Origin of the sequence: Curtanaerobium respiraculi, from assembly GCF_024609215.1 — a bacterium.
Lineage (GTDB): Bacteria > Actinomycetota > Coriobacteriia > Coriobacteriales > Eggerthellaceae > Curtanaerobium > Curtanaerobium respiraculi.
This window is the reverse complement of sequence record NZ_JANIPD030000012.1, coordinates 155,876-179,011: the sequence shown is the minus strand read 5'-3', so window position 1 is coordinate 179,011 and position 23,136 is coordinate 155,876. Positions and strand designations below refer to the sequence as shown.

The 23,136-nt window shown below is 63.1% G+C and carries 22 protein-coding genes; 3 read left to right on the top strand and 19 right to left on the bottom strand.

Going from position 1 to position 23,136, the window contains the following annotated elements:
* Positions 1-144: 144 nt before the first annotated feature.
* Together NOV21_RS05245 and NOV21_RS05240 are read left to right on the top strand one after the other, a co-directional pair.
* On the top strand, positions 145-621 hold the full coding sequence (locus tag NOV21_RS05245) for a hypothetical protein (RefSeq protein ID WP_283170146.1): 477 nt from the start codon (positions 145-147) through the stop codon (positions 619-621).
* Positions 622-935: 314 nt separating this feature from the next.
* On the top strand, positions 936-2,525 hold the full coding sequence (locus NOV21_RS05240) for a helicase HerA-like domain-containing protein (protein WP_283171775.1): 1,590 nt from the start codon (positions 936-938) through the stop codon (positions 2,523-2,525).
* 226 nt (positions 2,526-2,751) lie between these two features.
* Here the strand turns inward: NOV21_RS05240 and NOV21_RS05235 are convergent, their stop codons facing one another.
* The 7 genes from NOV21_RS05235 to NOV21_RS05205 all read right to left on the bottom strand — a co-directional run bounded on the left by NOV21_RS05235 (position 2,752) and on the right by NOV21_RS05205 (position 8,860).
* Entirely contained in the window at positions 2,752-3,021 is a 270-nt protein-coding gene (locus NOV21_RS05235; RefSeq protein ID WP_283170144.1) for an ACT domain-containing protein, read from the bottom strand.
* 45 nt (positions 3,022-3,066) lie between these two features.
* Positions 3,067-3,627 (bottom strand): GTP cyclohydrolase I FolE, encoded by a 561-nt coding sequence (folE, locus tag NOV21_RS05230; protein WP_283170254.1) that lies wholly within the window; start codon positions 3,625-3,627, stop codon positions 3,067-3,069.
* Between the two features lie 42 nt (positions 3,628-3,669).
* Positions 3,670-4,464 (bottom strand): exodeoxyribonuclease III, encoded by a 795-nt coding sequence (locus NOV21_RS05225; RefSeq protein WP_283170143.1) that lies wholly within the window; start codon positions 4,462-4,464, stop codon positions 3,670-3,672.
* A 539-nt stretch (positions 4,465-5,003) separates the two neighbouring features.
* Positions 5,004-5,720, bottom strand: coding sequence for a hypothetical protein (locus NOV21_RS05220; RefSeq protein ID WP_283170142.1), 717 nt, complete (start codon positions 5,718-5,720; stop codon positions 5,004-5,006).
* A 43-nt stretch (positions 5,721-5,763) separates the two neighbouring features.
* Positions 5,764-6,633 (bottom strand): phosphoribosylaminoimidazolesuccinocarboxamide synthase, encoded by an 870-nt coding sequence (locus NOV21_RS05215; protein ID WP_283170141.1) that lies wholly within the window; start codon positions 6,631-6,633, stop codon positions 5,764-5,766.
* 25 nt (positions 6,634-6,658) lie between these two features.
* Positions 6,659-8,122: a sensor histidine kinase gene (locus NOV21_RS05210; RefSeq protein WP_283170140.1), complete on the bottom strand. Its 1,464-nt coding sequence runs from the start codon at positions 8,120-8,122 to the stop codon at positions 6,659-6,661.
* A 30-nt stretch (positions 8,123-8,152) separates the two neighbouring features.
* Positions 8,153-8,860 carry a response regulator transcription factor gene (locus NOV21_RS05205; RefSeq protein WP_283170139.1) on the bottom strand — a complete coding sequence of 236 codons (708 nt, stop codon included), beginning with the start codon at positions 8,858-8,860 and terminating at the stop codon, positions 8,153-8,155.
* A 347-nt stretch (positions 8,861-9,207) separates the two neighbouring features.
* Here NOV21_RS05205 and NOV21_RS05200 point away from each other — a divergent pair, with 347 nt between their 5' ends.
* Complete coding sequence (locus tag NOV21_RS05200) at positions 9,208-10,497, top strand: Tat pathway signal protein (RefSeq protein WP_283170138.1); 1,290 nt, start codon at positions 9,208-9,210, stop codon at positions 10,495-10,497.
* Here the strand turns inward: NOV21_RS05200 and nadE are convergent.
* The 12 genes from nadE to ftsH all read right to left on the bottom strand — a co-directional run bounded on the left by nadE (position 10,494) and on the right by ftsH (position 23,101).
* A complete protein-coding gene (nadE, locus tag NOV21_RS05195; RefSeq protein WP_283170253.1) occupies positions 10,494-11,324 on the bottom strand; it encodes an NAD(+) synthase in 831 nt (276 codons plus the stop codon). The two genes, NOV21_RS05200 and nadE, sit on opposite strands and share 4 nt — an antisense overlap.
* Before the next feature lie 207 nt (positions 11,325-11,531).
* A complete protein-coding gene (hypB, locus tag NOV21_RS05190) occupies positions 11,532-12,191 on the bottom strand; it encodes a hydrogenase nickel incorporation protein HypB (protein ID WP_283170137.1) in 660 nt (219 codons plus the stop codon).
* 47 nt (positions 12,192-12,238) lie between these two features.
* Positions 12,239-12,592 (bottom strand): hydrogenase maturation nickel metallochaperone HypA/HybF, encoded by a 354-nt coding sequence (locus tag NOV21_RS05185; protein ID WP_283170136.1) that lies wholly within the window; start codon positions 12,590-12,592, stop codon positions 12,239-12,241.
* Positions 12,593-12,595: 3 nt separating this feature from the next.
* Positions 12,596-13,447, bottom strand: coding sequence for a twin-arginine translocase subunit TatC (gene tatC, locus NOV21_RS05180; protein ID WP_283170135.1), 852 nt, complete (start codon positions 13,445-13,447; stop codon positions 12,596-12,598).
* A 2-nt stretch (positions 13,448-13,449) separates the two neighbouring features.
* Entirely contained in the window at positions 13,450-14,136 is a 687-nt protein-coding gene (locus NOV21_RS05175) for a Sec-independent protein translocase subunit TatA/TatB (protein ID WP_283170134.1), read from the bottom strand.
* A gap of 59 nt (positions 14,137-14,195) precedes the next feature.
* Positions 14,196-14,396, bottom strand: coding sequence for a CASC3 protein CASC3 (locus NOV21_RS05170; protein WP_283170133.1), 201 nt, complete (start codon positions 14,394-14,396; stop codon positions 14,196-14,198).
* 21 nt (positions 14,397-14,417) lie between these two features.
* Positions 14,418-15,782, bottom strand: coding sequence for an amidohydrolase family protein (locus NOV21_RS05165; protein WP_283170132.1), 1,365 nt, complete (start codon positions 15,780-15,782; stop codon positions 14,418-14,420).
* A gap of 36 nt (positions 15,783-15,818) precedes the next feature.
* On the bottom strand, positions 15,819-16,568 hold the full coding sequence (locus NOV21_RS05160) for a ubiquinone/menaquinone biosynthesis methyltransferase (protein WP_283170131.1): 750 nt from the start codon (positions 16,566-16,568) through the stop codon (positions 15,819-15,821).
* 12 nt (positions 16,569-16,580) lie between these two features.
* Positions 16,581-18,995, bottom strand: a complete 2,415-nt coding sequence (tsaD, locus tag NOV21_RS05155; RefSeq protein ID WP_283170130.1) for a tRNA (adenosine(37)-N6)-threonylcarbamoyltransferase complex transferase subunit TsaD — start codon at positions 18,993-18,995, stop codon at positions 16,581-16,583.
* 15 nt (positions 18,996-19,010) lie between these two features.
* A complete protein-coding gene (tsaE, locus tag NOV21_RS05150) occupies positions 19,011-19,514 on the bottom strand; it encodes a tRNA (adenosine(37)-N6)-threonylcarbamoyltransferase complex ATPase subunit type 1 TsaE (protein WP_283170129.1) in 504 nt (167 codons plus the stop codon).
* Between the two features lie 9 nt (positions 19,515-19,523).
* Positions 19,524-20,831, bottom strand: coding sequence for a dihydropteroate synthase (gene folP / locus NOV21_RS05145; RefSeq protein ID WP_283170128.1), 1,308 nt, complete (start codon positions 20,829-20,831; stop codon positions 19,524-19,526).
* Complete coding sequence (gene ftsH, locus NOV21_RS05140) at positions 20,828-23,101, bottom strand: ATP-dependent zinc metalloprotease FtsH (RefSeq protein WP_283170127.1); 2,274 nt, start codon at positions 23,099-23,101, stop codon at positions 20,828-20,830. Before ftsH ends, folP begins: the two co-directional genes overlap by 4 nt.
* Positions 23,102-23,136 lie beyond the last annotated feature (35 nt).

Below are 23,136 nucleotides of genomic sequence, written 5' to 3'. Positions count from 1 at the left end.
TTGGGGTGTAAAACGTGGATCATTCTCCCATAATGGAAAAACGGGCATGGAGTGTTGCACAGGAAACTCACGCCCCAATCACATAAGCGGGGTAAATTCTACCTCGTGCGGAATACAAGGCGATCAAAAGGCTACAATCGCGTCATGGATGCGCAAGCGACAGCCTCTTACGCCTCGGCACGAGAATATGTGCTGGCAGCATACGCCGATTCCATCAGCGGATCGCGCGATGGGCTGTTCTGCGTCTTGTGCGAAGCGGATTTTCCAGAACAGGCGCGCGAGGCTCTGGACAAAACCGCAGCCGCGTTGGGCTATGGAGACAATGGCGTGACGTTCGTCGCGCGAGCTTCAAGCACCCCCCTCGACACCGATGACCTGTTCGCGATCATCGAGGGGCTCGACCCCCTGTGCGTGATCGCGGCGGATGCGGGCTCCGCGAAATGCCTTGAACGCGCCTATCGAACCACCTTGCCGCTTATGGCACCCTGCCGCGCCGGCGGCCGTACCGTGCGCGCATTCGCGGATTTCGAGAGCCTGATGAAGACCCCCGGCTTGAAACAGCAGGCATGGGCACAGTTGAAGACTTTGCCCCGCCTCAACGCCTTGCGGTCTAAAGGATAGGCTGAAAACTTCTCCGACCTGGGCTAAGACAGTGAAAGGCCCGCACGGGGCGGGCCTTTCACCAGACGAGAAAGCAATAAAGCTTGGGATGAGTGTCTTCATTATAGAATTGTTATTATTCTTTGTCAAAGATAATATTTGCAATTTGGATAATTTCTTCAATTTTTTCAACCTGCCGAGGCCAGCCGTCCGGCCGTCCGGGGCGAACGAGATCTATCGCCTCCCTCTTCCCAACCTGACCATCGAGACGCACGGCACGCCTGCGGCGGAGTATGATGGACGGCAACGAAAACCCGCTCATGAAAGGTGAGGCAATGTACGTTGATGGCAAGCTCGTCATAGGCAAAAGCGTGGGAGACAATACCGACGTCACCCTGATCCCCAGCATGGCGAATCGCCATGGGCTGATTGCAGGCGCCACCGGAACCGGCAAGACCGTCACGCTGAAAACCATCGCGCAGAGCATGAGCGATGCCGGGATCCCGACGTTTTTGGCCGATATCAAAGGAGACGTCTCGGGCATGATGATCGCGGGGGAAGCCAGCGAGAAGCTCGTAGCTCGTCTGGCGAAGATCGGCGTGGAGAACTACGATTTCCACGCATGCCCCGTGCGTTTCTGGGACGTCTACGGCGAGCAGGGCACTCCGGTGCGGACGACCGTTTCTGAAATGGGTCCGGTGCTTCTGGCGCGCCTCCTCGGGCTGACCGACGTGCAGGAGGGCGTGCTGAACATCGCCTTCCATGTGGCGGATGACCAGGGCCTTTTGCTACTCGATCTGAAGGATCTCCGCCAGATGATCGGTTACCTCGGCGAGCACGCCGATGAATTCACCATCGCGTACGGCCAGATCGCCAAGCAGAGCGTGGGGGCGATCCAGCGTTCGCTGCTGCAGTTGGAAGACGCCGGCGGCAGCACCTTCTTCGGCGAGCCGGCGCTCTCCATTGCGGACTGGCTCTGCTGCGATTCCGACGGCAAGGGGTATGTGAACATCCTTGATTGCGTCAAGCTGGCGCAATCGCCCTTGCTGTACTCGACCTTCCTGCTGTGGATGCTTTCCGAGCTGTACGAAACGCTGCCGGAGGCGGGCGACCTCGCAAAGCCGAAGATGTGCTTCTTCTTCGACGAGGCGCATCTTCTATTCGACAACGCCCCGAAGGCACTGCTGGATAAGGTGGAGCAAATCGTCAAGTTGATCCGCAGCAAGGGAGTCGGTGTGTACTTCATCACGCAGAACCCCGCGGATATCCCCGATTCGGTGCTCGCCCAACTGGGTAATCGCGTGCAGCACGCCCTGTGCGCCTACACCCCTGCCGAGCAAAAAGCCATCAAGGCGGCGGCCGAGAGCTTCCGCGCCAATCCCGCCTTCAAAACCGAGGATGCCATCACCGAGCTGGGTACCGGCGAGGCGCTGATCAGCTTCCTCGACGATGATGGCAAGCCCTCCATCGTGCAGCGCGCGATGGTTATCGCGCCCGCCTGCAGCATGGGGACGGCGCCTGAATCCGACAAACGCTACATCGTGGACAACAGCTCGATGAATCCCAAATACCGTGATGCGGTCGATCGGGAAAGCGCGCACGAGCTGCTGATCGCCCGCGCAGAGCAGTCGGCGGCACAGGCGAAGGCCGACGCGGAGGCCGCCGAGCAGGCGAAGGCGGAGGAGCTTGCCGCAAAGGAGCGGGCGAAGGCGGAAGCCGCCGCGGCGAAAGCTGAGGCCAAGGAGAAGGAGCGGCTCGAACGCGAGCTGAAGAAGGCAGAGGAACGCGAGGAGCGAGCAAAGGAACGCAAGGCCGAGCAGCGCCAGCGGGCGTTCGAAAGCTCGATCCGCTCCGTGGCCACCAGCGGCGTCCGAACGGTCACGAACAGCCTGCTCCGCGGCATCCTGGGCGGGTTGAAGAAATAAGCAACCGGAGTGTTACCGTTCACAGCTGATTAGATAAGCATTATCGCAGATAGCAAGCCCGCGCCCTAGGCATGTATGCGCTTGGTGTGACGGCCAACCGGTGACGGCCAACCGTATTGTTTGTCACATGGCTTCATGTGACAAACAATACGGTTGGCCGTCACCGGTTGGCCGTCACAAGTGGCCTGTCGCCGCCGCCTGCGCACACGCCCTGCGGGCAATCCCGCTAAATCGAGTACATGTAATCGAACACGTCCTGGCGCTGGAGCGTGATTTGGACGCTCTTCTCCTTCGCGACCCCGGCAAGCCTTTCCTGGACCTCGTTGAATCCGGCATGGTCGACATCAAGCGTGACCAGCATGGTCATGCTGAAGATCCCATCCAAGATGGTCTGGCTGATATCGTCGATGTTCGCCCGGCATTCCGCCAGCACATTGGATACCGCGGCGACAATGCCGCTCTGGTCCTTCCCGAGCACGGAGATTACGCAACGCATCGCATGTCCTTTCATCCAGAGGCGACAGGGGCCGTCGGGTAGATCTTACCGGAAAATCAGGGAGAGCGCCTCGGCGCGCGTCGCCTGGTTGCTGCGGAACGAGCCGCGCACCGCGCTGGTCGTTGTCTTGCTCCCCGGCTTCTTCACGCCGCGCATGCTCATGCACAGATGCTCCGCTTCCAGCACGACCAGGGCCCCTTGCGGGTGAAGCTGGCCGACCAAGGTATCGGCGATCTGGCTCGTAAGCCGTTCCTGCACTTGAGGGCGTTTCGCGAACGCCTCCACCAGACGTGCGAGCTTCGACAATCCGCACACCCTCCCGTCCGCGGAAGGAATGTACGCCACGTGGGCCTTTCCGAAAAACGGGGCGAGGTGGTGCTCGCACATGCTGTAGAACGGGATGTCCCGCACAAGCACCATCTCCTGATGGCCCTCGTCGAAGGTGGTCTCGAAGTACTCTGCCGGGTCTGCGTACAGCCCTGCGAAGCATTCGGCGTACATCTTCGCCACGCGCTCCGGCGTCTTGCGCAGGCCCTCGCGGTCGGGGTCCTCCCCCACGCCCTCCAATATCAGGCGCACGCCCTGCTCGATCTTCCCCAAATCCATCCGGGTGCCGGATACGTCTAAATCGTTGCTCATGCCAGGCCTCTACACGTCGAGTTCCAATGTTACCGGGCAGTGGTCGCTGCCGAAGATGTCGTTGCGGATGCTCGCACGCCGCACTCCCCCGCGCAGGGCCTCGCTGACCAGGAAGTAGTCGATGCGCCAGCCCGCGTTGGTGTCGCGCGCATGGAACCGGTAGCTCCACCAGGAGTACGCCCCTTCGACGCCCGGATTCAGGTCGCGGAACGTATCGACGAAGCCGGCGTCGAGCAACTGGGTGAATTTAGCGCGCTCCTCGTCGGAGAATCCGGCGTTGCCGCGGTTGGATTGCGGGTTCTTCAAGTCGATCTCGTTATGGGCAACGTTGAAATCGCCGCACATGATCACCGGCTTGGGCGTGGCGGCTGAACCTCCCTCGGGCGTCACACCCGCCTCCAGGCCCTTGCAGAAGCCGCGGAAGGCATCATCCCACTCCATCCTGCCGTCGAGCCGCGCAAGGCCGTTCTTGGCGTTCGGCGTGTACACGTCCACGAACCAGAACCCGGGATACTCCAGCGCGCACACGCGGCCTTCGCCGGATGCATCGAGCCCGGGCTTGCCCATGCCGTGCAGAACCTGCAGGGGCTCCTTTTTGGCGTACACCGCCGTGCCCGAATACCCCTTTCTATCAGCATAGCTCCAGTAGCTGGTATAACCGGGGAATTCCAGGTCGATCTGGCCCTCCTGCAGCTTCGTCTCCTGCAGGGCGAACAAATCGGCATCGAGGTCTTCGAAAACCTCCGAAAACCCCTTCTTGGCAACGGCCCTCAGTCCGTTCACGTTCCACGAAACAAGCTTCATGTGTTTCCTTCCGTCGTTGTGCGCCCACGATTATACCCGCCGAATCCGAAAAGGACGCGGAGCGGCCACGTACCGTCCTCCCGGGGGCGCATGCAATATCGACTTGCAGATGGTCCCGATATCGCATGACTCGTCCGGATGAGTTCGAACGCGGCTTGGACGGGCGGGCGGAGCATACTCTCGAACTCACCCGAACACCTTGCCGCCCTCATCGAATCCCCCGATGAGGACCTCCCGCAATTCGCAAGGCCTTTTATCGTTGTAGGGATACCTGCGAAAACGCATCAACAGTCCAATGTGTTCGGGTGAGTTTGCAATTCAACCCATGCAATATCCCAGGATATCCGGATGGGCAGGCGGAATCCGGTCCGCGCGGCAAACGGGCAGCGCAGCCCCCCCCTGCGATGATAGCCTGATTGGACTCGCCCCTGGGAACCCCATCCACCGCACCGGTTCGAAAATGTCACAGCGAACGAGAAAGAGAACGGGGGCGGACGCTTCAAACGCCTGCCCGCGTGCACTCAGATTGAGGTCTGTCGCTATTTGATCTTGCCCTCGGCTGCGGCTGCCTCCGCCTCTGCAGCGGCAGCCTTCGCAACTTCCGCCTGCTTCTTTGCCATCTTCCCCAAAACGGGGATGCTCGCGCGCTTCGAGGCACGTTCCGCCCTGGCCTCCGCGAGCTTCTCGGCATTCGCCGCCTCCTGCTCGAGCGCGGCCTTCTCAAGCTTCCTGCGCTCCCGCTTGGCAGCCTTGGTGTTGGCATTGATCATCTTGTTCGTATATTCCCTGCGGATCGTGCGCACCTTGCGCATATCGATGTAGATGGCGACGAACAGAAGCACATACCCCACGCCCAGCATCACGTAGCTGACGATGACCATGCTTTCGGGGAGGTTCATCTGGATGACGAACGACAGTGTGGTGAGCACCAGCGCGGACACGAGGGTGATCCACCAGCGCTTGCGCCACTTCTTGTATTCGGGCGTGTCGGGATTGTAGTATTCGGCCTCGAGCTGGCGCCTGTTCTGCTTCTCGCTCCTCTTCTCGGCCTCGGCCTTGGACGCAGACTTCTTCTCGGCACGCTGGGCGGTGCGCGCGAGGAAGCCCTTGGGTTTGTCGGCGTGAAGGCTGGATTCGCCCTCGACGCGCACGCTCGCATGCGCCTTCGCCACGGGCTTGGCACTCGCAGCGCTCTTGCGCGTCTGGCCAAGGTCCTCGCGCGAATAGCGGTCGTTCATCGGGTTTCGCTGGGTCAAAATAGCTCCTTACATGGCAGCGCGCCGCCGCTCTGCCATATTTTTAGGCGAAGGATTCGCCGGTGATCATCTCGTAGGCCTGAATATACTTCGCGCTGGTGGAGTCTACCACGTCTTGCGGCAGAACGGGAGGATTTCCCGCGCGATCCCAGTTGGCGTTCAGCCAATTGCGCACGTACTGCTTGTCGAAGCTCGGCTGCGCCTCCCCCACCCGGTAGGTGTCGGCCGCCCAGAAGCGGCTGCTGTCGGGGGTGAGAACCTCGTCGGCGAGAATGACCTTGCCACCCACCCGGCCGAATTCGAACTTCGTGTCCGCGATAATGATGCCGCGGCTCGCAGCGTGGTCCGCAGCCTCGGTGTACACGGCGAGCGCAAGGTCGCGCAGTTGCTCGGCATCCTCCTGCCCCACCAAGTCGGCGCAGGCATCGAAGCTGATGTTCTCGTCATGCTCCCCGAGCTCGGCCTTTGTGCTGGGAGTGAACAGGGCCTCGGGGAGCTTGCTCGCCTCGGTTAGGCCCGCCGGCAGATCGATGCCGCACACGGTGCCGTTCTGCCTATAGCTGGCGAGACCGCTGCCGGTCAGATAGCCGCGCACGATGCATTCCACGGGGAGCATATCCGCCTTGCGGACCAGCATGAAGCGGCGATCGAGATAGTCCGCCCACGGCTTGAAGTCCGCGGGGAGGTCGGAAATGTCGGCGCTGATCAGATGGTTCTCGACCACATCTTCCAACAGCTTGAACCAGAATACCGAAAGCTGCGTGAGGACCTCGCCCTTGTGGGGGATCTCTGGTTCGAGGATGCAGTCGAATGCGGAAATGCGGTCGGTCGCCACCACGAGCATGGTCTCGCCCAGATCGTATATGTCGCGAACCTTGCCCTGGGAGGTCGGTTGTATGGTGATGGGATTCATTGCCCGTCCTTCTTCCTCGGTCGGATTACTCCGCTTGCTTCTTCTCATCTCGCATCTGGCGATCCTTCTCCTTGGGACGCGCCTTCTGCCGTTGCGCCCGTGCCCGCTCCTCCGAGAACAGCGGGATGAAGATGGTGAACGTGCTGCCCACGCCCTTCTCGCCTTCCACCCGCACGAAGCCGTCGTGCTGGTCGACGATTTCCTTCACGAGCGAAAGGCCGACGCCCAAGCCGCCCTGAGCGCGGTTACGGCCGGAGTCGGCGCGCCAGAACCGCGAAAACGCCATCTTGGCCTCTTCGTCGGACAAGCCTATGCCGGTGTCCGCAACCGCGATATACGCCATGGTATCGCCCTTCCCCACCGTCACGTGAATCGTGCCCTCGGGAGTATAGCGCACGGCGTTGCTGATGAGGTTGGCCGTGGCCTGGCGGATCATGTCGGGGTCGCCGTACACGTACACGTCGTCCTGCTTGCCGTACACCAAGTCGAGCCCGGAATCGCGGACGAACGCCTCGTGGGTGGAGATGATGCTCTGGATCAGATCGCCGACGTTGACCACTTGCATCTCCAGCCGAGTGGAACGGCTTTCGAGGCGCGAGAGCTTCAGGATGGCGTCCACCAGGCGCGAAAGGCGCTGGACCTCGGAATTCACCGTGCCCAGGCGTTCGGCGTCCGGTTCGAACACGCCGTCCACCATCGCCTCGACGGTGCTTTGGATGGCCATGAGCGGGGTGCGCAGCTCGTGTGCGACATCGGTGGTGAGCCGCCGCTCGAGCTTCTGGTTCTTCTGCACCGCCTCGGCCATCGTGTCGAACGTCTCCCCGAGCTTGGAGATCTCGTCCTCGCCACGCAATTCGGTGCGGGCATCGAAATCCCCCTCGCCGATGCGCTTGGCGGCGCGAGAGATGCGGTTGATGGGCTCCACGAGGCTATGCGCGAACGCGATGCCCAGGATGAGCGCGATGAGCATGGCGAGCAGCGTGCTGAACACCATCGCCTGGTAGCTGTTGTTGCGGAACTCCTGGTCCGCCTGGGTGACCAGCGCGTTGCTCCCGTACACCCACACGCGAACCGACCCGATGGACTCCCCGTTCGCATGGATGGTGGAAACCGCGCGCGACCCGCTGGAAGAGGGGGCGAGCGACGTTTGCGCATCGCGGTCGGCGGTGATCGAAGTATCGTAGACGATGGACCCGTTCGAATCGGCCACCTGGACGCCGACGCCCTCCGACAGCTCGCTAACGCTGATGGCGGGCGAGAGGGCGCCGGAGTACCAGTCGCCCGAGTCCTCGTATTTGTCACCGATCGCAGTCGCCGTGGTGTCGGCGATTCGCTGGATGTTCTCCCGCGTGTATGTCTGGAAATGATGCTCCCACACGAACGACAGCACGCCGAAGGCCACCACGGCGGTCATGGCGGCAACGAAAACGAACGTCACCGTAACCTTGGCGGTATAGGTGACATTCGAAAGGAACTTGCTACTCTTCATCGCACGTTCTGCGTGCATGAAAGGCACCTGTTAGTTCTGCTTGCTGGGATCTTCGAAGCGATAGCCCACACCGTGCACCGTATGCAGCCATTTGGGATTGCGCGGGTTGTCTCCGATCTTGGCACGCAGGTTCTTCACGTGGCTGTCGATGGTGCGCTCGTAGCCCTCGAAATCGTAGCCGAGCACCTTCTCCACCAGCTCCATGCGCGAATACACGCGGCCGGGATAGCGCGAAAGCGTGGTCAGCAGCTTGAACTCGCTGGCGGTGAGGTCCACCTCCTTGCCGGACACAAGCACCTTGTGACCCGACACGTCGATGGTGAGATCGCCGAATTCGAGCACCTCGCGTTGGGGTTCGCTGTCCGAATGGACGCGGCGCAGCAGCGCGCGCACGCGGGCGACGAGCTCGCGCGGGCTGAAGGGCTTCACCAGGTAGTCGTCCGCACCCAGCTCCAGGCCGATGATGCGGTCTTCAACCTCGCCCTTGGCGGTGAGCATGATGATGGGCACGTCGGAGTTGTCGCGGATGGCGCGGCACACGCGCTCCCCAGGAACGCGCGGAAGCATCAGGTCGAGGATGACGAGATCGAAATGGTGCTTGCTGAACTCTTCCAACGCCTCTTGGCCATCGCCTACGGCGGTGACCCAGTAGTTCTCTCTTTCGAGATACGCCGCGACGGCATCACGGATTGCCTTCTCGTCTTCCACCAGAAGAATGCGACGCGTTTCGTTGCTCATGATATTGCAGCTCCTCCTATGTTCCTCTGTTCTCTGCACGCCTGCCCCGAACGTGGGCGGATGAAAATGCAGGTGCGCATATTGTAGCAATGGCCCGCAAATGGCCTGGAAAGCGTATACCCGATGACATAATATAACGTTCAGACCCAGATGAGAACAGGGAATGTATGTCCGATCAAGGCCCGCATAGGCACGCGCGAGCAGCGCGACCCTCCGCCAGCCGCCCCTCCGCGCCCCGAGGGGGCGGGCAGCGCTCCGCCCGTCCCTCCGGAGGATCGGCGCATCGGAGCAGCGCACGGCCGTCCGTTGGCGCCCGTCGCGAGTGGGTTTCGCGTGGCGGCACGGCGGTGAGGGTCCAGAGCGATCCCCGCCGGCAGAACGGCAAAACGCTCATCACGCGGCGCAGATTCCTTCTGGGCGCTGCGGGGGTCGGCGCCGCCGTCGCGGTAGCAGCCGGCGCGAACGCCTACGTTTCCTCGGAAAGGGAGCGCAACGCCATCCAGACGCTCAAGGTTCCCGCAGCGAACGTGTTCACCAACGAGGATTGCTCCGAGGGGGACTTAGCGTCGGCCTTCGCACTCGAAGGAGAATACACGCTGCCCTTCGGATCGCTCGTGTTCTGCACGGACGATGACATCGCCTGCTGCCTGACAGCCACAGCCGAGGCAAGCCCGCTGGTGCAGGTGGAAACCATGGCCCTTTCCACCGGCAAGCAGCAGACCGTACTCGACCAGGCCGTGGGCGCGGGAAACGGTTTCGAGATCTACGACGCGCGCGCGACCTCGCAGGGCATCGTATGGATTGAGGCCGACATCTTCGCCGGCACATGGGACATCTACTGCGCGGCGCTTTCCAACGGAGGCGGCATGGGAACCGCCCGCCTGGTCGATTCGGGTGACTCCGCCGTCCAAACCCCGAGCATCGGCGCCGTCGGGCCGAAATGCTTCTGGACCATCATGCCCCCGTCCGATGCGGATGACGCGACTACCGGAACGGCGCAGCTCAAAGCGGCCTCGTTCTCGTCGGGTTCGGCGGACGTGGTATGGGAGGGCCGCGGGCGCATGGCGTGCGGCCTGTATTCCGCCTCCGATGGCGTGGTCATCGCACCGCGCCACCCCCAGAGCACCCGGTACTACCAGCTTCTGCACGTGGAAGCCGATTCCGGATCGGTGGATGACTCCCTCACGCTTCCCTCCGGCATGAAGCCGGTCGAGATCGGCTGGGGCGCGAACGGCTTCTCGTTCTGTTTCGAAAGCATATACAATTACGGGGACGGCATCGCCAACCTGGGCACCTACACCCCCGCACGGCCGAACAGCGGCTATGTCGATGCGTCTTGGTTCCGATTCGGACGCACGCCCTTCGCTGCGCCCGCCTGGTGCGGTAGCGATTGGTTCATCGTGAAGTCCACCACGGTGGTCAGCGCCATCGACCCCGCCACAAAGACGTACGTCTCGTTCGGGAGCGTCGACGGGGCCACCTCGTGGGGAGATTACCTCGCCACCAGCGGGACACGCGATCGCATCGTCACCTACGCGACCGTCGACAAGACGCTTTCGGACGGCACCACCGAGCAGCGGGTGGATGTCCGCGTGTGGAAACCCGCCTCGAAGGCCGCGCGAACCGCGGACGGCTAGCCGTAGAAGGCGGCACCGGGGAACGGGGGCTCGAGCGCGCGCTTGAACGCGTTCCCATCGACCCGCCGGATGATCGCGGCTATCTCCATCTCGGAGCGAATGCCGGAAAGCGATCCTTCAGCCAATTCCGCCGCGGACAGGCCGGTTTCATAATGCCCGATGAGGATATTGTCCAGCGTGCCGTAGTCGATTCCCAGGGAAACCTCGTCCCTCTGACCGGGGGCGAGCTCCGCCGAAGGCGGCTTCGTCAGAACGTGCTGCGGAATCGGGGGCGTGCCCCCCTCGGCGGCAGCCCGGGCGTTCCGAGCGCGGGCGACAGCGTATACGTCGGTCTTGTACAGCCCGCCAAGGGGGGCGAACGCACCCGCCGTGTCCCCGTACAATGTGCTGTAGCCCATCATGGCCTCGCTCTTGTTCCCCGTGTTCACCAGCATCCATCCATACCGGTTCGAAAGCGCCATCAGGCAGACCATGCGGCACCGCGCCTGCGTGTTTTGGCTCGCCATGCCGTCGAACGTCCCCCCGCAGGGGCCGGCGAGCACGCGGGAAAACGCCTCATACGGCTCCTTGATAGAGATCACCTGGGAGGATATCCCCAGGATGTCGGCTTCCTCCTGGGCGTCGGCAATCGAATGGTCGGTGGAATACGGTCCGGGAAGCAGATAGGCGTGCACGTTCCCCGAGCCGAACGCATCCGCGCACATCGCCGCAACCACAGCGGAATCGAGTCCGCCCGACAGGCCCAGCAGCACCGCGGAGAACCCCGCGTTTCTCGCAAAGTCTGCGAGCGCTTCCACGCACGCATCGTACGCTTGCATGCTATCCATCTTGCCCATGCTTCGGTCTCCCTTCCCCATACCGCATCGGCTGCGATCATGGACGAACGCCCCATCGGAAGCCGACGACCGCCCGTCCGATCCCCTTGGGGCGGCCCCATTCGCAAGGCGGCACGGCATGCCGCCCCGCTCGCGGCCGGCGCCCGACATCGCCCCGCCCGCGACAGTGCGGCTTGAGGCGTCCGCCGAGGAACCCGCCTACAGCGCGCGGATCTTTTCGGCCAGCCAATCCGCCCAAGCCTCCACGCCGGTTCCCTTGGTGGCGGAAATCGGGAAGATGGGAGCTTGGGGATTCAGCTGCCTCACGTGATCGACGAAGGCGCCTTGGTCGAAATCGAACACGGGCATGGTGTCGATCTTGTTCAATACCACCGCCTGGCTCACCTGGAAGACGCCCGGATATTTCAGGGGCTTATCGTCGCCCTCGGGCACCGATAGGATCATGATCTTGGCGTTTTCGCCCAGGTCGAAGTCGGTCGGGCACACCAGGTTGCCCACGTTCTCCAGCAGGATGAGGTCGAGCGCATCGAGATCCAAGACCTCCACTGCCCGGGCGATCATATTGCTCTCCAGATGGCAGGCGCCCCCGGTATTGATCTGCACCGCGGCGATGCCCTGCCGCTTGATCTTCTCGGAATCAACGCTGCTCGCGATGTCACCCTCGATCACGGCGATGTTGAATTCGTCGCGCAGCGCCTCGATGGTGGCAAGGATGGTGCTGGTCTTCCCGCTTCCAGGGCTTGCCAGGATGTTCAGCACGAACACCTTCTTCTCGGCAAACAGGTTCCGGTTCTCCTCCGCCAAGCGGTTGTTCTTATCCAGCACCGGCTTGGCATGCATATCGAGCGTTTTTTCCATTGCGTATCCTCTCAAATCATTTTCGGCCATCAGCTGAAAGGATAGCATCAGTCGGGGGTTTCGATTTCCACGCGATCAATCGTCAGGTCGCGACCGGCGATGAGCTCGGTGGCGAAGCTCCCGCACTTGGGACAGGACATATGGAAGCGGTCGTGCCCGTATTCGGCGCCGCACTCCAAACACCGGCTGCGAGGCTTGACCATCTTCAGATTCAGCTTGCTGCCGTGGAACAGCTCCTCCTGTTCCGCCAGGGCATCGTAAGCGAACGTCAGGCATTCCTCGATTGCCTCGGTCATCTCGCCCACCGAGATGTCGATGGAGATGACCTTCGTGGCACCCGCCTCCAAGGCCGCGCCGCGAACCGCGTCCATAACGCTTGTCATCAAACCAAGTTCGTGCATAGCCTACTGCTCTTTCTCGCGCTCGAGTTTACGCCGTCGTTGCCGCTCGGACCATTCTTCCTCCCATTCGGCATCGGCTTTGGCTTCTTCCTCCATCTCCTTCTTCTGCTCTTTGATGCGCTTGCCCAAGACGAGGCGCGCCGCGAGCAGAGAGACCTCATACAGGGCAAGCATAGCAGCAAACATGAGGATCATCGTGACGGGGGAGGCATCCGGCGTGATGACAGCGGAGAGCGTGAGCAGCGTGATGTACACCACGCGCCAGCTTTCGCGGAGCTTGGCGTACGGCACGACCTCGAAAATCGTCAGATAGAACACCACCAGCGGCAGCTCGAACGCAACGCCGAAGCCGATTTCGAACTTGATGATGATGTCCACCCATTTATCGGCCTCGGGCATAACGGTGGCGAATCCGCTCGCCTGGTCGGTGAGCCACTGGAACGCCGGATCGAGGATGATGAAATAGCAGAACACCGTGCCAGCGATGAACAGCGCGCAGGCAACGGCGAATGTGGGGATGAACCACTTGCGCTCGTTCGGCTTGAGGGCGGGGAGGAAGAATGCCAGCAGCTGCCAGAGGATGACCGGCGCGCACGCGACGATCGACGACCAAATCGCGATCTTGAAACGCACGGCGAAGGCATCGAAGGCGCCGAACACGTTCAGCACCACGTTGCCATCGGCGTCGGTGGGCATGAATTCCGCCACGGGCTGCAGCATCAGCTGGGCGATGGTGGGCGTTGCAAGGTAGAACACGCACATGGCGATCAGCAGGCACACCACGATGCGCACGAAACGCATGCGCAGTTCGCCCAAATGATCGAAAAGGGGCATGCGCGCAGGTCCGATAGGCATGGCTATTCTCCCTTCTCGACCGAGGCAGCCGGCATTCTCGCAGCGGCATTCCGTGCCGCCGCCTGCTTAGCGGCGATCGCGCGCTTGACCGCTTCGGGCGTGGGCCTCGCCGCTTTCGCACCGGGTTTGCCCGACGCGGGCGACGTCGCCGGGACGGGCGCGGGCGCCTCATCCCTCCGCGGGGCCGCTGGGGATTTGGCGGCAGCGGCGGCTGCCGGCTTCTTCGCCGCCGGAGCCACACCGTACAGCTCGTCCGCCAGGTTGGGTTTCGCAGAGCTCCCCGAAGGGGCGCTGGCGGACGCCGCCTTCGGAGACGGGTCAGCGGCGGCCTCGCCGCCCCCCTGCGTCTTCTTCGCCTCTTCCTCGGCCTTGCGCGCCTCGGCTGCCTTGCGTGCCGCGCGCTGCTTATCGTAGCGGGCCTTCCGCTCCGTGAAGCTTTCCGCACGGTCTTCCTTCTTGGCATCGTTCTCAAGCTTCTGAACCGCGTCCAAAGGCTTCTTGAAGGGGTCAGCCGAGTCGGGATCGTACACTTCTTCCCTGATCACCTTGTTCATCTCGTTCTGCGCGCTGCGGAACTTGGCGATGAACTGACCGGCGGTCTTGGCCATGCCGGGAAGCTTGTCGGGGCCGAAGATAAGGAACCCGAACAGCAGGATGATGGCTATTTCATTGGCACCGAGTCCGAACAACGGTACACCTCTATCTCGTATTGCATGAAAGTCGTATGCGATTCTATCGCAGGGGCACGCTAGGCGCCAGCGGACAGGAAGCTGAGCGCCACGGTTGGAACCCCGAGGGCAAGCACGAGGATCACGCACACGACGATGATCCCCACCTTCTTAAGGCGCTCCTTGCGCTCCTTTTCCGCGAGAGCGCGCGCTTCACGTTCCTGTGCCGCCTGCAGGCGAGCCTCGCGTTGCTTTTTCGACATCTTCTGCTTTTTAGCCATATATAGAATCCTTGTCAATCTCTACTCGTCCACGTTCAGGGACCGCAGGCGGGAACGCGCCTTGACAATGCAGGCGAGCCCCTGCGCGAAGGCGACATCCACGTTCCAAACGCCTTTGTCGTAGACAATCTCGCCATCGATCATCGTCATGACGACGTCGGATGCCGAGGCGGTGTTGACGGCAGCGGCGACCGGATCCTTCGTGGGCGTCGCGTGGGAGCCGGACAGGTCGATGGCGATGATGTCCGCGGCCTTGCCGACCTCCAAACTTCCGATGGAGTCTTCCAGGCCGAGTACCCTCGCGCCGCCCATGGTCGCCATTTCCAGCATGGTGTCGGACGTGAGGAAGTGCTTGGGATCCGTCGCCCGCTGCAGCTGCATGCCGGTGCGCATCTCGGCAAAGACGTCGGTCGTGTCGGTGGCGGCGGGACTGTCCGTGCCGATGCCGATGCGCATGCCCGCTTTCAGGTACTCGCTCAGCGGGGCGACGCCCATGCCCAGAAGCCCGTTGCAACGCGGGCAGTAGGCGATGGCGACATCGTACTGGCGCAGCACCTGGATATCATCGTCCTTCACGTGCACGGCATGGATGGCCATGACGTTCTTCGCTTCGAACGCGCCCCAGTTGAGCGCATAGTTCACCGGTGTCGCGCCCGTGGGCAGCCAGGGCGGGACCTCCACGTAGCCGCGGCGCTTCATGCGGTCGACGGAGAAGGTGCTGCGGCCGAACTTGATGAAATCATACTCTTCGCGACTTCCGGCTATATGCAGCGCGACGGGAAGGCCGTCGCCCGCGAACTTCGCGACGCGGCTGTAGATTGCGGGATGGCAATCGTAGAGCGGTGCCGAGGCGATGCCGATGCGCATGCGGCGGGAATCGACCTCGCCCTGCCATTTCTCGATGTCCTCGGCAGCTTGGTGCATCGCGAAATCCACGCGGCGCGCATCCATGGCGCCCACCTCGCGGTAGATCGTGGCACGCAAGCCCAGGTCGCTGATCGCCCGCACGGTCGACTCGCTCTGCGTGGTGGAGCCCAGGCAGGTGATGCCCGAGGAGAGCATTTCCAGTCCTCCCACCAAGGCGGAATCGTACATCGTGGCGGCATCCAGCGTGCTGGACATGTGCATGACTTTCTCGAGCCACTGCGCATACGGAAGATCCGTGACCATTCCGCGTAGGACGCTGAATTCCACATGGCTATGCACGTCGACGAGCCCGGGCATGATCGCCGCCTGATCGTTTTCGCGCACCTCCTCGTGCGGGTAGCGCGCTTTGAGCTGATGCGCCGAACCGATATCGGCGATTTTGCCGTTGCGGACGAGCACCGCGCCGTTTTCGATGGGATCCGACGTGATGGGAAGGACGTATTCAGCGCAAAGCAGCATGGTTGCCTCCTTTATAGCGTGCCCGCTATCTTAGCATTATTGTTTCGTCGCAATGTGGATGGCAACTGCACCGAAGCTGTGGGTTTCGTAGGTTACCTTGGAAAATCCTGCCTCGCGCAGCATCGAGGAGAACTTGTCGGGACCCGGGAAGGCCTTGATGGAATCCGCAAGGTAGACGAAGTCCTCGCGATTTCCCGTGAAACGCTGCCCCCAAGCCGGTATCCCCACCTTCAGGTACAAGCGGTAGAAGGCGGACTCGAGCGGATGGGAAGGATGGCTGAATTCTAGGATGACGGCGGTTCCACCGGGCTTGAGCACGCGATGGATCTCGCGCAGAGCGGCCATGCGGTCGGGCATGTTGCGGATGCCGTACGCCATCGTGACCACGTCGAAGCGCTCGCCCTCGAAGGGCATGTCCTGCGCGTCGACCACCATGGTGTCGATGGGCACGCCACGTCCCTCGCCCGCGTCGATGCGCTTGCGGGCGACGTCGAGCATGGCCTTCGTCAAGTCGGTCAGGAGGATATGGGCGGGCCGCGAACGGCGGCAGATGGCGAACGTCACCTCGCCGGTACCGCCCGCGACGTCGAGCACCTCGCTTTTCACGTCCAGAGGCGCGGCGTCGACGAGGTGGGCGAGCCAGCGACGATCCTGGCCGAAGCTGCTCGCATGGTTGAATTCCTCGTACTGCTCGGAAATCTCGGTGAAGATGCGCTTCACGCGCTCTTCGCTGATTTCGGTGGGTGCCGAAAGGCCGGTTGCCGTGTCTATGGTCTGCTCGGTCATGCAGCCCCTTCCCTAATAGCTTTCTTCCAGGTTCGCGTGCGCGAAGGTATCGGCGTCCAGGTCGCTGAACTTCCCTGCGCGGTAGCGGTCGAGCGCTACGAGCGCGATCATCGCCGCGTTGTCGGCGCAGGCGCTCATCGGGGGCATCGTCAGTGAAACGCCCTCATCCACGCACATCTTCTCATACGCGGCGCGCAGCGCGGGGTTGGCGGCAACGCCTCCGCCCAAGCAGAACTCCCGCGCACCCGTCTGCCTCAGGGCGGTACGCGCCTTCGCGACCTGCACGTCCACCACGGCGGCCTGGAAGCTCGCCGCGATGTCGGGAAGGTCGAGCCTCCCTCCCGCCGCGCGCTGCTTTTGGATATAGGTGATGACGGAGGTTTTCAGCCCGGACAGGCTGAAGCGCAAATCTCCCGAGTGCAGCATCGCCCGCGGGAACTTGATCGCCTTGGGATCACCCTCGGCTGCGAGCCTGCTGATGACGGGACCGCCCGGATACCCCAGGCCCAGCGCCTTCGCCACCTTGTCGAATGCCTCGCCGACCGCATCGTCGATGGTGCTTCCCATGATTCGGTAATCGCCCCAATCGCGCACGTGCACGAGCATGGTGTGCCCACCCGAAACCAAGCTGCTCACCATCGGCGGCGCGATGTCGACACGTGCGATCTTATTCGCATACAAGTGCCCTTCGAGATGGTTGACCCTGATGAACGGCTTGCCCACTCCCCAGGCAGCCGCCTTCGAGAAGGCGACGCCCACGACGAGGGCGCCCACGAGCCCGGGCGCGTAGGTGCATGAAATCGCATCCATGTCGGCAAAGCGCAATGCGGGAACCCCCAGGCGTGCCGCCGCCTGCTCCAGGCATACTTGCGCGACCCCGCATATCGCCTCAACATGCTTGCGGCTTGCGATCTCGGGGACCACGCCGCCAAACCGCGCATGGAAGTCTATCTGGCTCGCGACGGTATCCGCGAGGATGGTTCCGTTCCCATCGATGATGGCGGCGGCGGTTTCATCGCAGCTGCTTTCCACGGCGAAGATCAGGGGCCGGACGGCTTCCGGCAATCCGTTCGCCTCCGAAAGGCCGGAATCGAGGGATTGCCCAGACGTGGCTGCGGCGCGCTCGGTGACGGAAAAGAGCTCCATCCCGGCCACGTCATGCCCCAAGCCGGGCAGGGAACCGGTCATGATCAGCGCATCCTCGCCGTCGCTGTAATAACCGGGACGCACGCCGGCATCCCGCAATCCCAGGGCGTGGTAGAGCGCCTGGGCCCCGATGTTGCCGACGCGGACCTCCAGCGTCATCTCGATGGCCCCCAAGGCGCGAGCATCATCCGCAACGCGGCAGAGCAGTTCCCGCGCGAGCCCGCAGCGGCGATGCGAGGGCGCGGTCCCGACTTTCAGCACCTGCACTTGGTCGGCGGCGATCATCCCACCCGCATAGGCGACGAGCTCATCGCTTTCCTTGTCGTAGGCGGCCCACCACGTGCGGTTCGACTGGGGAAGCTCGTCGGCAACCAAACGCTCGCTCCAGGCATCGGATCCCATGATCTGGGATTCCAACGCCGCAATCTGCGGCACGTGCGCAGCATCCAAAGGCCGCACGATCCATGCGCTCGCGTTCGAGGCACCATGCTGAACCCCGGTTCGCAAATCTCGCGGATCGACCTGAGAAAGGCGCTTGCGTTCGTTTTCCTCCGCATCGGAAAGGCGCGTGTAAACGGGGAGCAGGAAGGCGGGATCATGCCGGCGCCCGTCCAAGGGATCGCAGGCGTCGCGCCGCCATTCGGCCTGCACGGCGGCGAGCAAGCCGGCCCCCTCGGCGGACCACAGCTCCGCAGGCGCGAATGCGCCGCGCCCCTCGAACAGATCCGCGTACTTCTCGAGGGCATCGCCCGCGATGAGCAGGGAGGGGGCGTCGCTCGGCGCGCCGATGCGCTCGGCTTCGACGGCGGCTTTCACGACGGTGTCGGGCTCCAGCCGGATAGCCGCCTCATCCGTGAGGCGGAAACGGACGGGGTACACCTCCTTGCGCATCGCGTCGGCGAGCACCAGCGCCTCGCCGCGATACCCCGCCGCCTGCAGCTGCCACGCAACGGCGTCCAGCGTGCTCACCCCGACGAGGGGAACCTCCAGCGCGGATGCCGCGCCCTTCGCCGTCGCGATGGCGATGCGCACGCCGGTGAACGAGCCGGGGCCGCGCCCGCACGCGATCGAGGCGATCTGCCCACGCGTGACGCCGGCCTCGTCCAGAAGGGCCTCCACCTCGGGAAGCAGCCGCGTGTTGCTGGCGCGGTGCGCGGGAATGCGTTCGCTTGCCACGCAGGCAACGGACTTGGTCGCCGGTTCGAGCAACCCCAAGCCCAACGCGATGACCTCGTTGGCGGTGTCGAATGCAAGCATGTACTGCGCGTCCGTTCGATCCATCTTTCCAAGCGCCTCCTATGCGGGCCGATTCCAGCCGGCGCGCTCGTCGGCCGCCCATTGCGCGAGGAGCTCGCTTCCGCGTTCGCCCCGGGCGCGGACGCGGACGGTGCGAACGCCCCCGTCATCGACGGACACGTGCATCTCCAGGCAGTCTTCCGGATATTCGCCGGGGAACTTGTCCGCCCATTCCACGAAGGTCGCCCCACCTCCTTCGATAACATCCCAGTACCCGATATCGTCAAGCTCTTCAGGCCCATCCAGCCGATACAGATCGAAATGGTTCAGGGGAAATGCGGGGGCTTCGTAGGAGATCAGGATGGTGAACGTAGGGCTGGTGACATCCTCCCGGATTCCCAGAGCACGTGCGACGCCCTGCACGAAGCGCGTTTTCCCCGCACCCAGATCGCCATTGAGCATGACGATGTCACCGGGACGGAGCAGGGGCGCCAACGCTGCCGCCAGCTCGTCCATCACGGAGGCCGAGCGCACCGCGCGCTCGTATTCGAACCCGTTCTCCATGCCTGCGCCTTACAGCTTCCGGGCCCTGCCGACCGCCACCTTGTCGGCGGTGACGGGCGTTCCATCCGAGAGGATATGGTGCGGGAGCAGTTCGAGCAGGGGCTTAACCACGAAATCCCGCTCCAATATGCGCGGATGCGGTAGGACGAGCTGCTCGTCATCGCTCGAATACAGCTGGTAATCGAGGATGTCGATATCGCACGTGCGCGGTCCATTCTCGATCTCGCGGACGCGGCCGAGGCTGTTCTCGATTGCGTGCAGGTACCCCAGAAGATCGCGCGGAGAAAGCCCCGTGCGCATGAGGACGACGGCGTTCACGAACTCGTCCTGGTCCTCAAAGTACGCCGGCTCGCTCGCGTAGAAGCTGCTCACGTCGATGACCTGGGAATCGGGCAGCATCGACAGCGAGCCGATGGCCATGTTCAGCTGCGCGATCTTCCCATCGCGTTCCTCGCCGGGGTTTGCTGTCAAGGCAACGTTGCATCCCAGGCCAAGCAGGGCGAACGGGCGCACGTCGGCAAGCGTGGCGATGGCGACGGGGACGTTGTGCATTCGCACGATGCTCGCCCCCAGTTCGCAGGCGAGAAGCGCCTCCTGCGCGGAAGCTTCGTCGCGATCGGCGGGATTGGGGATATTGTAGGCATACCCCACATAGCTTTTGCGGCTGGGGGCGGCAACTACCGGATACCCGGTGCGGACGAGCTCGTGCAGGTTGCGCATGAGCTCGATGGTCTGCTGGGGAGTCTTCCCGAACCCGGGACCGGGGTCGATGGCGATCCGCTGCGGCGCAATACCCGCCCGCTGCAGCATCTCGGCTTGTTTGACCAGGTAGTCCCTGACCTCGACAACAATATCTCCGTAGGTGGCTTCCCGCTGCATCGTGGCAGGCTCGCCCTTCATGTGCATGACGATGACGCCCACATCGCAGGTACCCGCCACCTTGACCATCAAGGGATCACGGAAGCCCGAAACGTCGTTGATGATCGCAGCCCCTGCATCCACCGCGGCGCGAGCCACTTCCGGATGGCGCGTGTCGATGCTCACGCAGATCCCCTCGGATGCCAAGGCGCCCACGACATCGACCGTCCGCGCAAGTTCCTCCTCGATTGCCACCGGTTCGGCACCGGGCCTCGTCGACTCGCCGCCGACATCGATGACCAGCGCGCCGGCTTCGTGCATGGCACGGCCGGCGGTCAAGGCCGCATCATACGCGAAATGCTCGCCGCCGTCGGAGAACGAATCCGGGGTCACGTTCAACACGCCCATGACGATGGGCATCTGCGTATCGAAGGAATACCGACCGCACTGCCAAATCATAGCCGCGTATCATCCATCGGACTCTGCTGCGCGCCCTGCCCGTCGGCCCGCTGAGGCGATTCGGGGAGAGGGGCACCGCAATTCGGGCAGAATTTCGCCGGAACCTCGAGCTTCGCGCCGCACGACGGGCAGAAGCCCAACCGGCTCTCGGCGGCTTCTGGCTGCGGGGCCTCGGGTTGTTCGCCTTCGGGAGACTGAACGGCCTTGGCTTCAGGCGCATCGACCACGGTGTTGGCGGCGCGCTCGCGCTGGGCGCGGCCCTCATCGCTCTGCTCGTGCTGCAGGTATTCGACCCATTTGTTGTCAAGAAGGGCCTGGCACGCTTCGCCGTCGATGGTCTCGCGTTCGAGCAGGACGCTCGCCATCAGATCCATCTGGTCGCGGCGCTCGGAGAGAATCTGGTAGGCGACGTCGTGCGCCTGCTTCATGATGCGCGCCACCTCGGCATCGATGCGACGCGCCGTCTCCTCGGAGTAATCCTGCGTGTTGCCGTAATCGCGACCCAAGAACACCTCGTGGTTGGGCTGGCCGAAAATCTGCGTGCCCAGCTCGGTGCTCATACCGTATTGGGTGACCATCTGGCGAGCCATCTTGGTGGCGCGCTCCAGGTCGTTGCTGGCACCCGTGGTGATATCGTCGCAGAAGATCTCCTCCGCCACGCGGCCGCCCAAGAACACGGCGAGCTCCTGCATCATCTCGTTGCGGCCGTTGAGCACCTTGTCCTCTTTGGGGATGGAAAGCGTGTAGCCCAGAGCGCGACCGCGGCTGACGATGCTGATCTTGTGCACGGGATCGGCGAGCGGGAGCGTATGCCCCACCAGCGCATGGCCGCTTTCGTGGTAGGCGATGGTATGCCGCGTCAGCTCGTCGAGCACGCGGCCCTTTCGTTCGGGACCCGCGATGACGCGCTCCATGCTGTCCTGCACCTCATCCATGGCGATGACCTTCTTGCCGCGGCGAGCGGTGAGAAGCGCCGATTCGTTCAGGAGGTTCGCCAAATCGGCGCCCGTGAAGCCGGGGGTGAGCTTGGCGATCTTATCCAAGTCGACGTCCTGGGCGATGGGCTTGCCCTTCGCATGCACCTGAAGGATCTTCAGGCGGCCCTTCACATCGGGCACGTCCACGACGATCTGCCGGTCGAAACGGCCGGGACGCAGCAGGGCAGGGTCGAGCACGTCGGCGCGGTTGGTCGCGGCAACGAGCACCACCGAATCGTTGGCGTTGAAGCCGTCCATCTCCACCAGCAACTGGTTCAACGTCTGCTCGCGCTCGTCGTGGCCGCCGCCCAAACCCGCGCCGCGCTGCCGTCCGACGGCGTCGATCTCGTCGATGAAGATGATGGCGGGCGATGCCTCCTTCGCCTGTTTGAACAGGTCGCGAACGCGGCTGGCGCCCACGCCGACGAACATCTCGACGAAGTCGGAACCCGAAATGCTGAAGAAGGGCACGCCCGCCTCGCCGGCGACGGCGCGAGCGAGCAGCGTCTTGCCGGTGCCCGGGGGACCCACCAGCAGGCACCCGCGTGGGATCTTCGCGCCCAGTTCCTGGTACTTCGCAGGATTGGCAAGGAAATCCTTGATCTCCTGCATCTCTTCGACCGCCTCATCGACGCCCGCGACATCAGTGAAATGGACGTCGGGACGCTCCTCGTTGGCGATCTTCGATTTCGTGCGACCGAAGCCCATCTGGGAATTGTTCGCTTTGCTCATCTGGTAGAACATCCAGATGAAGAAGCCCGTGAGCAGGATCATGGGGAAGTACGACAGAAGCGTGCTGACGATGCTGTTGGGCAGCGACACTTCGTATTTGATCTCGGGATGGGCCGACATCAGCTCGCCCAGGGAGTCGCGCCCGACCCACGTGGCGGTGAAGTTGCGCTCTTCACCCAGGTTGACGGTGGAGATGCCCTCCGTTTGCACATGGGATGCCAGGGGCATGCCGCTCGTGTCCTGGAGCGTCCCCAAGGCGGCGGACAGCGCATCGAAGCCCGTGTTGAACGCCGACGCCGCCGCCCCGCCGGCAGTCGTGGCGGGATAGTACGTGCCCGAAACGGCATCGTTGCCGGCATCGTAGGTCACGCTTGTCACGCGACCGTCGTTCACCGCAGTCACGAAATCGCTGGTGATGAGCTGGTCGGTGACTTTCTGATCCTGCTTCCCCCCGCCCATTCCGGCAAGTTGGGATCCCAGCACGAAGAAGAGGAGGATCGTGAGAATCGCCCACACCGTTGCGGTGCGGGTGTTCTGCTGCGAGGGTTTTTTATCTGCCATGAATGCTTAGTCTTTCTTCTGCTTCGGTATCGGGC

What these genes read in the sequence shown, in the direction of transcription:
- nadE (WP_283170253.1), bottom strand. Translation starts at nt 11,324, where the DNA reads ATGGATAGCATGCAAGCGTACGATGCGTGCGTGGAAGCGCTCGCAGAC.
- hypB (WP_283170137.1), bottom strand. Translation starts at nt 12,191, where the DNA reads ATGGAAAAAACGCTCGATATGCATGCCAAGCCGGTGCTGGATAAGAAC.
- NOV21_RS05225 (WP_283170143.1), bottom strand. Translation starts at nt 4,464, where the DNA reads ATGAAGCTTGTTTCGTGGAACGTGAACGGACTGAGGGCCGTTGCCAAG.
- NOV21_RS05170 (WP_283170133.1), bottom strand. Translation starts at nt 14,396, where the DNA reads ATGGCTAAAAAGCAGAAGATGTCGAAAAAGCAACGCGAGGCTCGCCTG.
- NOV21_RS05245 (WP_283170146.1), top strand. Translation starts at nt 145, where the DNA reads ATGGATGCGCAAGCGACAGCCTCTTACGCCTCGGCACGAGAATATGTG.
- NOV21_RS05165 (WP_283170132.1), bottom strand. Translation starts at nt 15,782, where the DNA reads ATGCTGCTTTGCGCTGAATACGTCCTTCCCATCACGTCGGATCCCATC.
- NOV21_RS05215 (WP_283170141.1), bottom strand. Translation starts at nt 6,633, where the DNA reads ATGAATCCCATCACCATACAACCGACCTCCCAGGGCAAGGTTCGCGAC.
- tsaE (WP_283170129.1), bottom strand. Translation starts at nt 19,514, where the DNA reads ATGGAGAACGGGTTCGAATACGAGCGCGCGGTGCGCTCGGCCTCCGTG.
- NOV21_RS05240 (WP_283171775.1), top strand. Translation starts at nt 936, where the DNA reads ATGTACGTTGATGGCAAGCTCGTCATAGGCAAAAGCGTGGGAGACAAT.
- NOV21_RS05185 (WP_283170136.1), bottom strand. Translation starts at nt 12,592, where the DNA reads ATGCACGAACTTGGTTTGATGACAAGCGTTATGGACGCGGTTCGCGGC.
- tsaD (WP_283170130.1), bottom strand. Translation starts at nt 18,995, where the DNA reads ATGGATCGAACGGACGCGCAGTACATGCTTGCATTCGACACCGCCAAC.
- tatC (WP_283170135.1), bottom strand. Translation starts at nt 13,447, where the DNA reads ATGCCTATCGGACCTGCGCGCATGCCCCTTTTCGATCATTTGGGCGAA.
- NOV21_RS05235 (WP_283170144.1), bottom strand. Translation starts at nt 3,021, where the DNA reads ATGCGTTGCGTAATCTCCGTGCTCGGGAAGGACCAGAGCGGCATTGTC.
- NOV21_RS05160 (WP_283170131.1), bottom strand. Translation starts at nt 16,568, where the DNA reads ATGACCGAGCAGACCATAGACACGGCAACCGGCCTTTCGGCACCCACC.
- NOV21_RS05210 (WP_283170140.1), bottom strand. Translation starts at nt 8,122, where the DNA reads ATGAAGAGTAGCAAGTTCCTTTCGAATGTCACCTATACCGCCAAGGTT.
- NOV21_RS05205 (WP_283170139.1), bottom strand. Translation starts at nt 8,860, where the DNA reads ATGAGCAACGAAACGCGTCGCATTCTTCTGGTGGAAGACGAGAAGGCA.
- folE (WP_283170254.1), bottom strand. Translation starts at nt 3,627, where the DNA reads ATGGATTTGGGGAAGATCGAGCAGGGCGTGCGCCTGATATTGGAGGGC.
- ftsH (WP_283170127.1), bottom strand. Translation starts at nt 23,101, where the DNA reads ATGGCAGATAAAAAACCCTCGCAGCAGAACACCCGCACCGCAACGGTG.
- folP (WP_283170128.1), bottom strand. Translation starts at nt 20,831, where the DNA reads ATGATTTGGCAGTGCGGTCGGTATTCCTTCGATACGCAGATGCCCATC.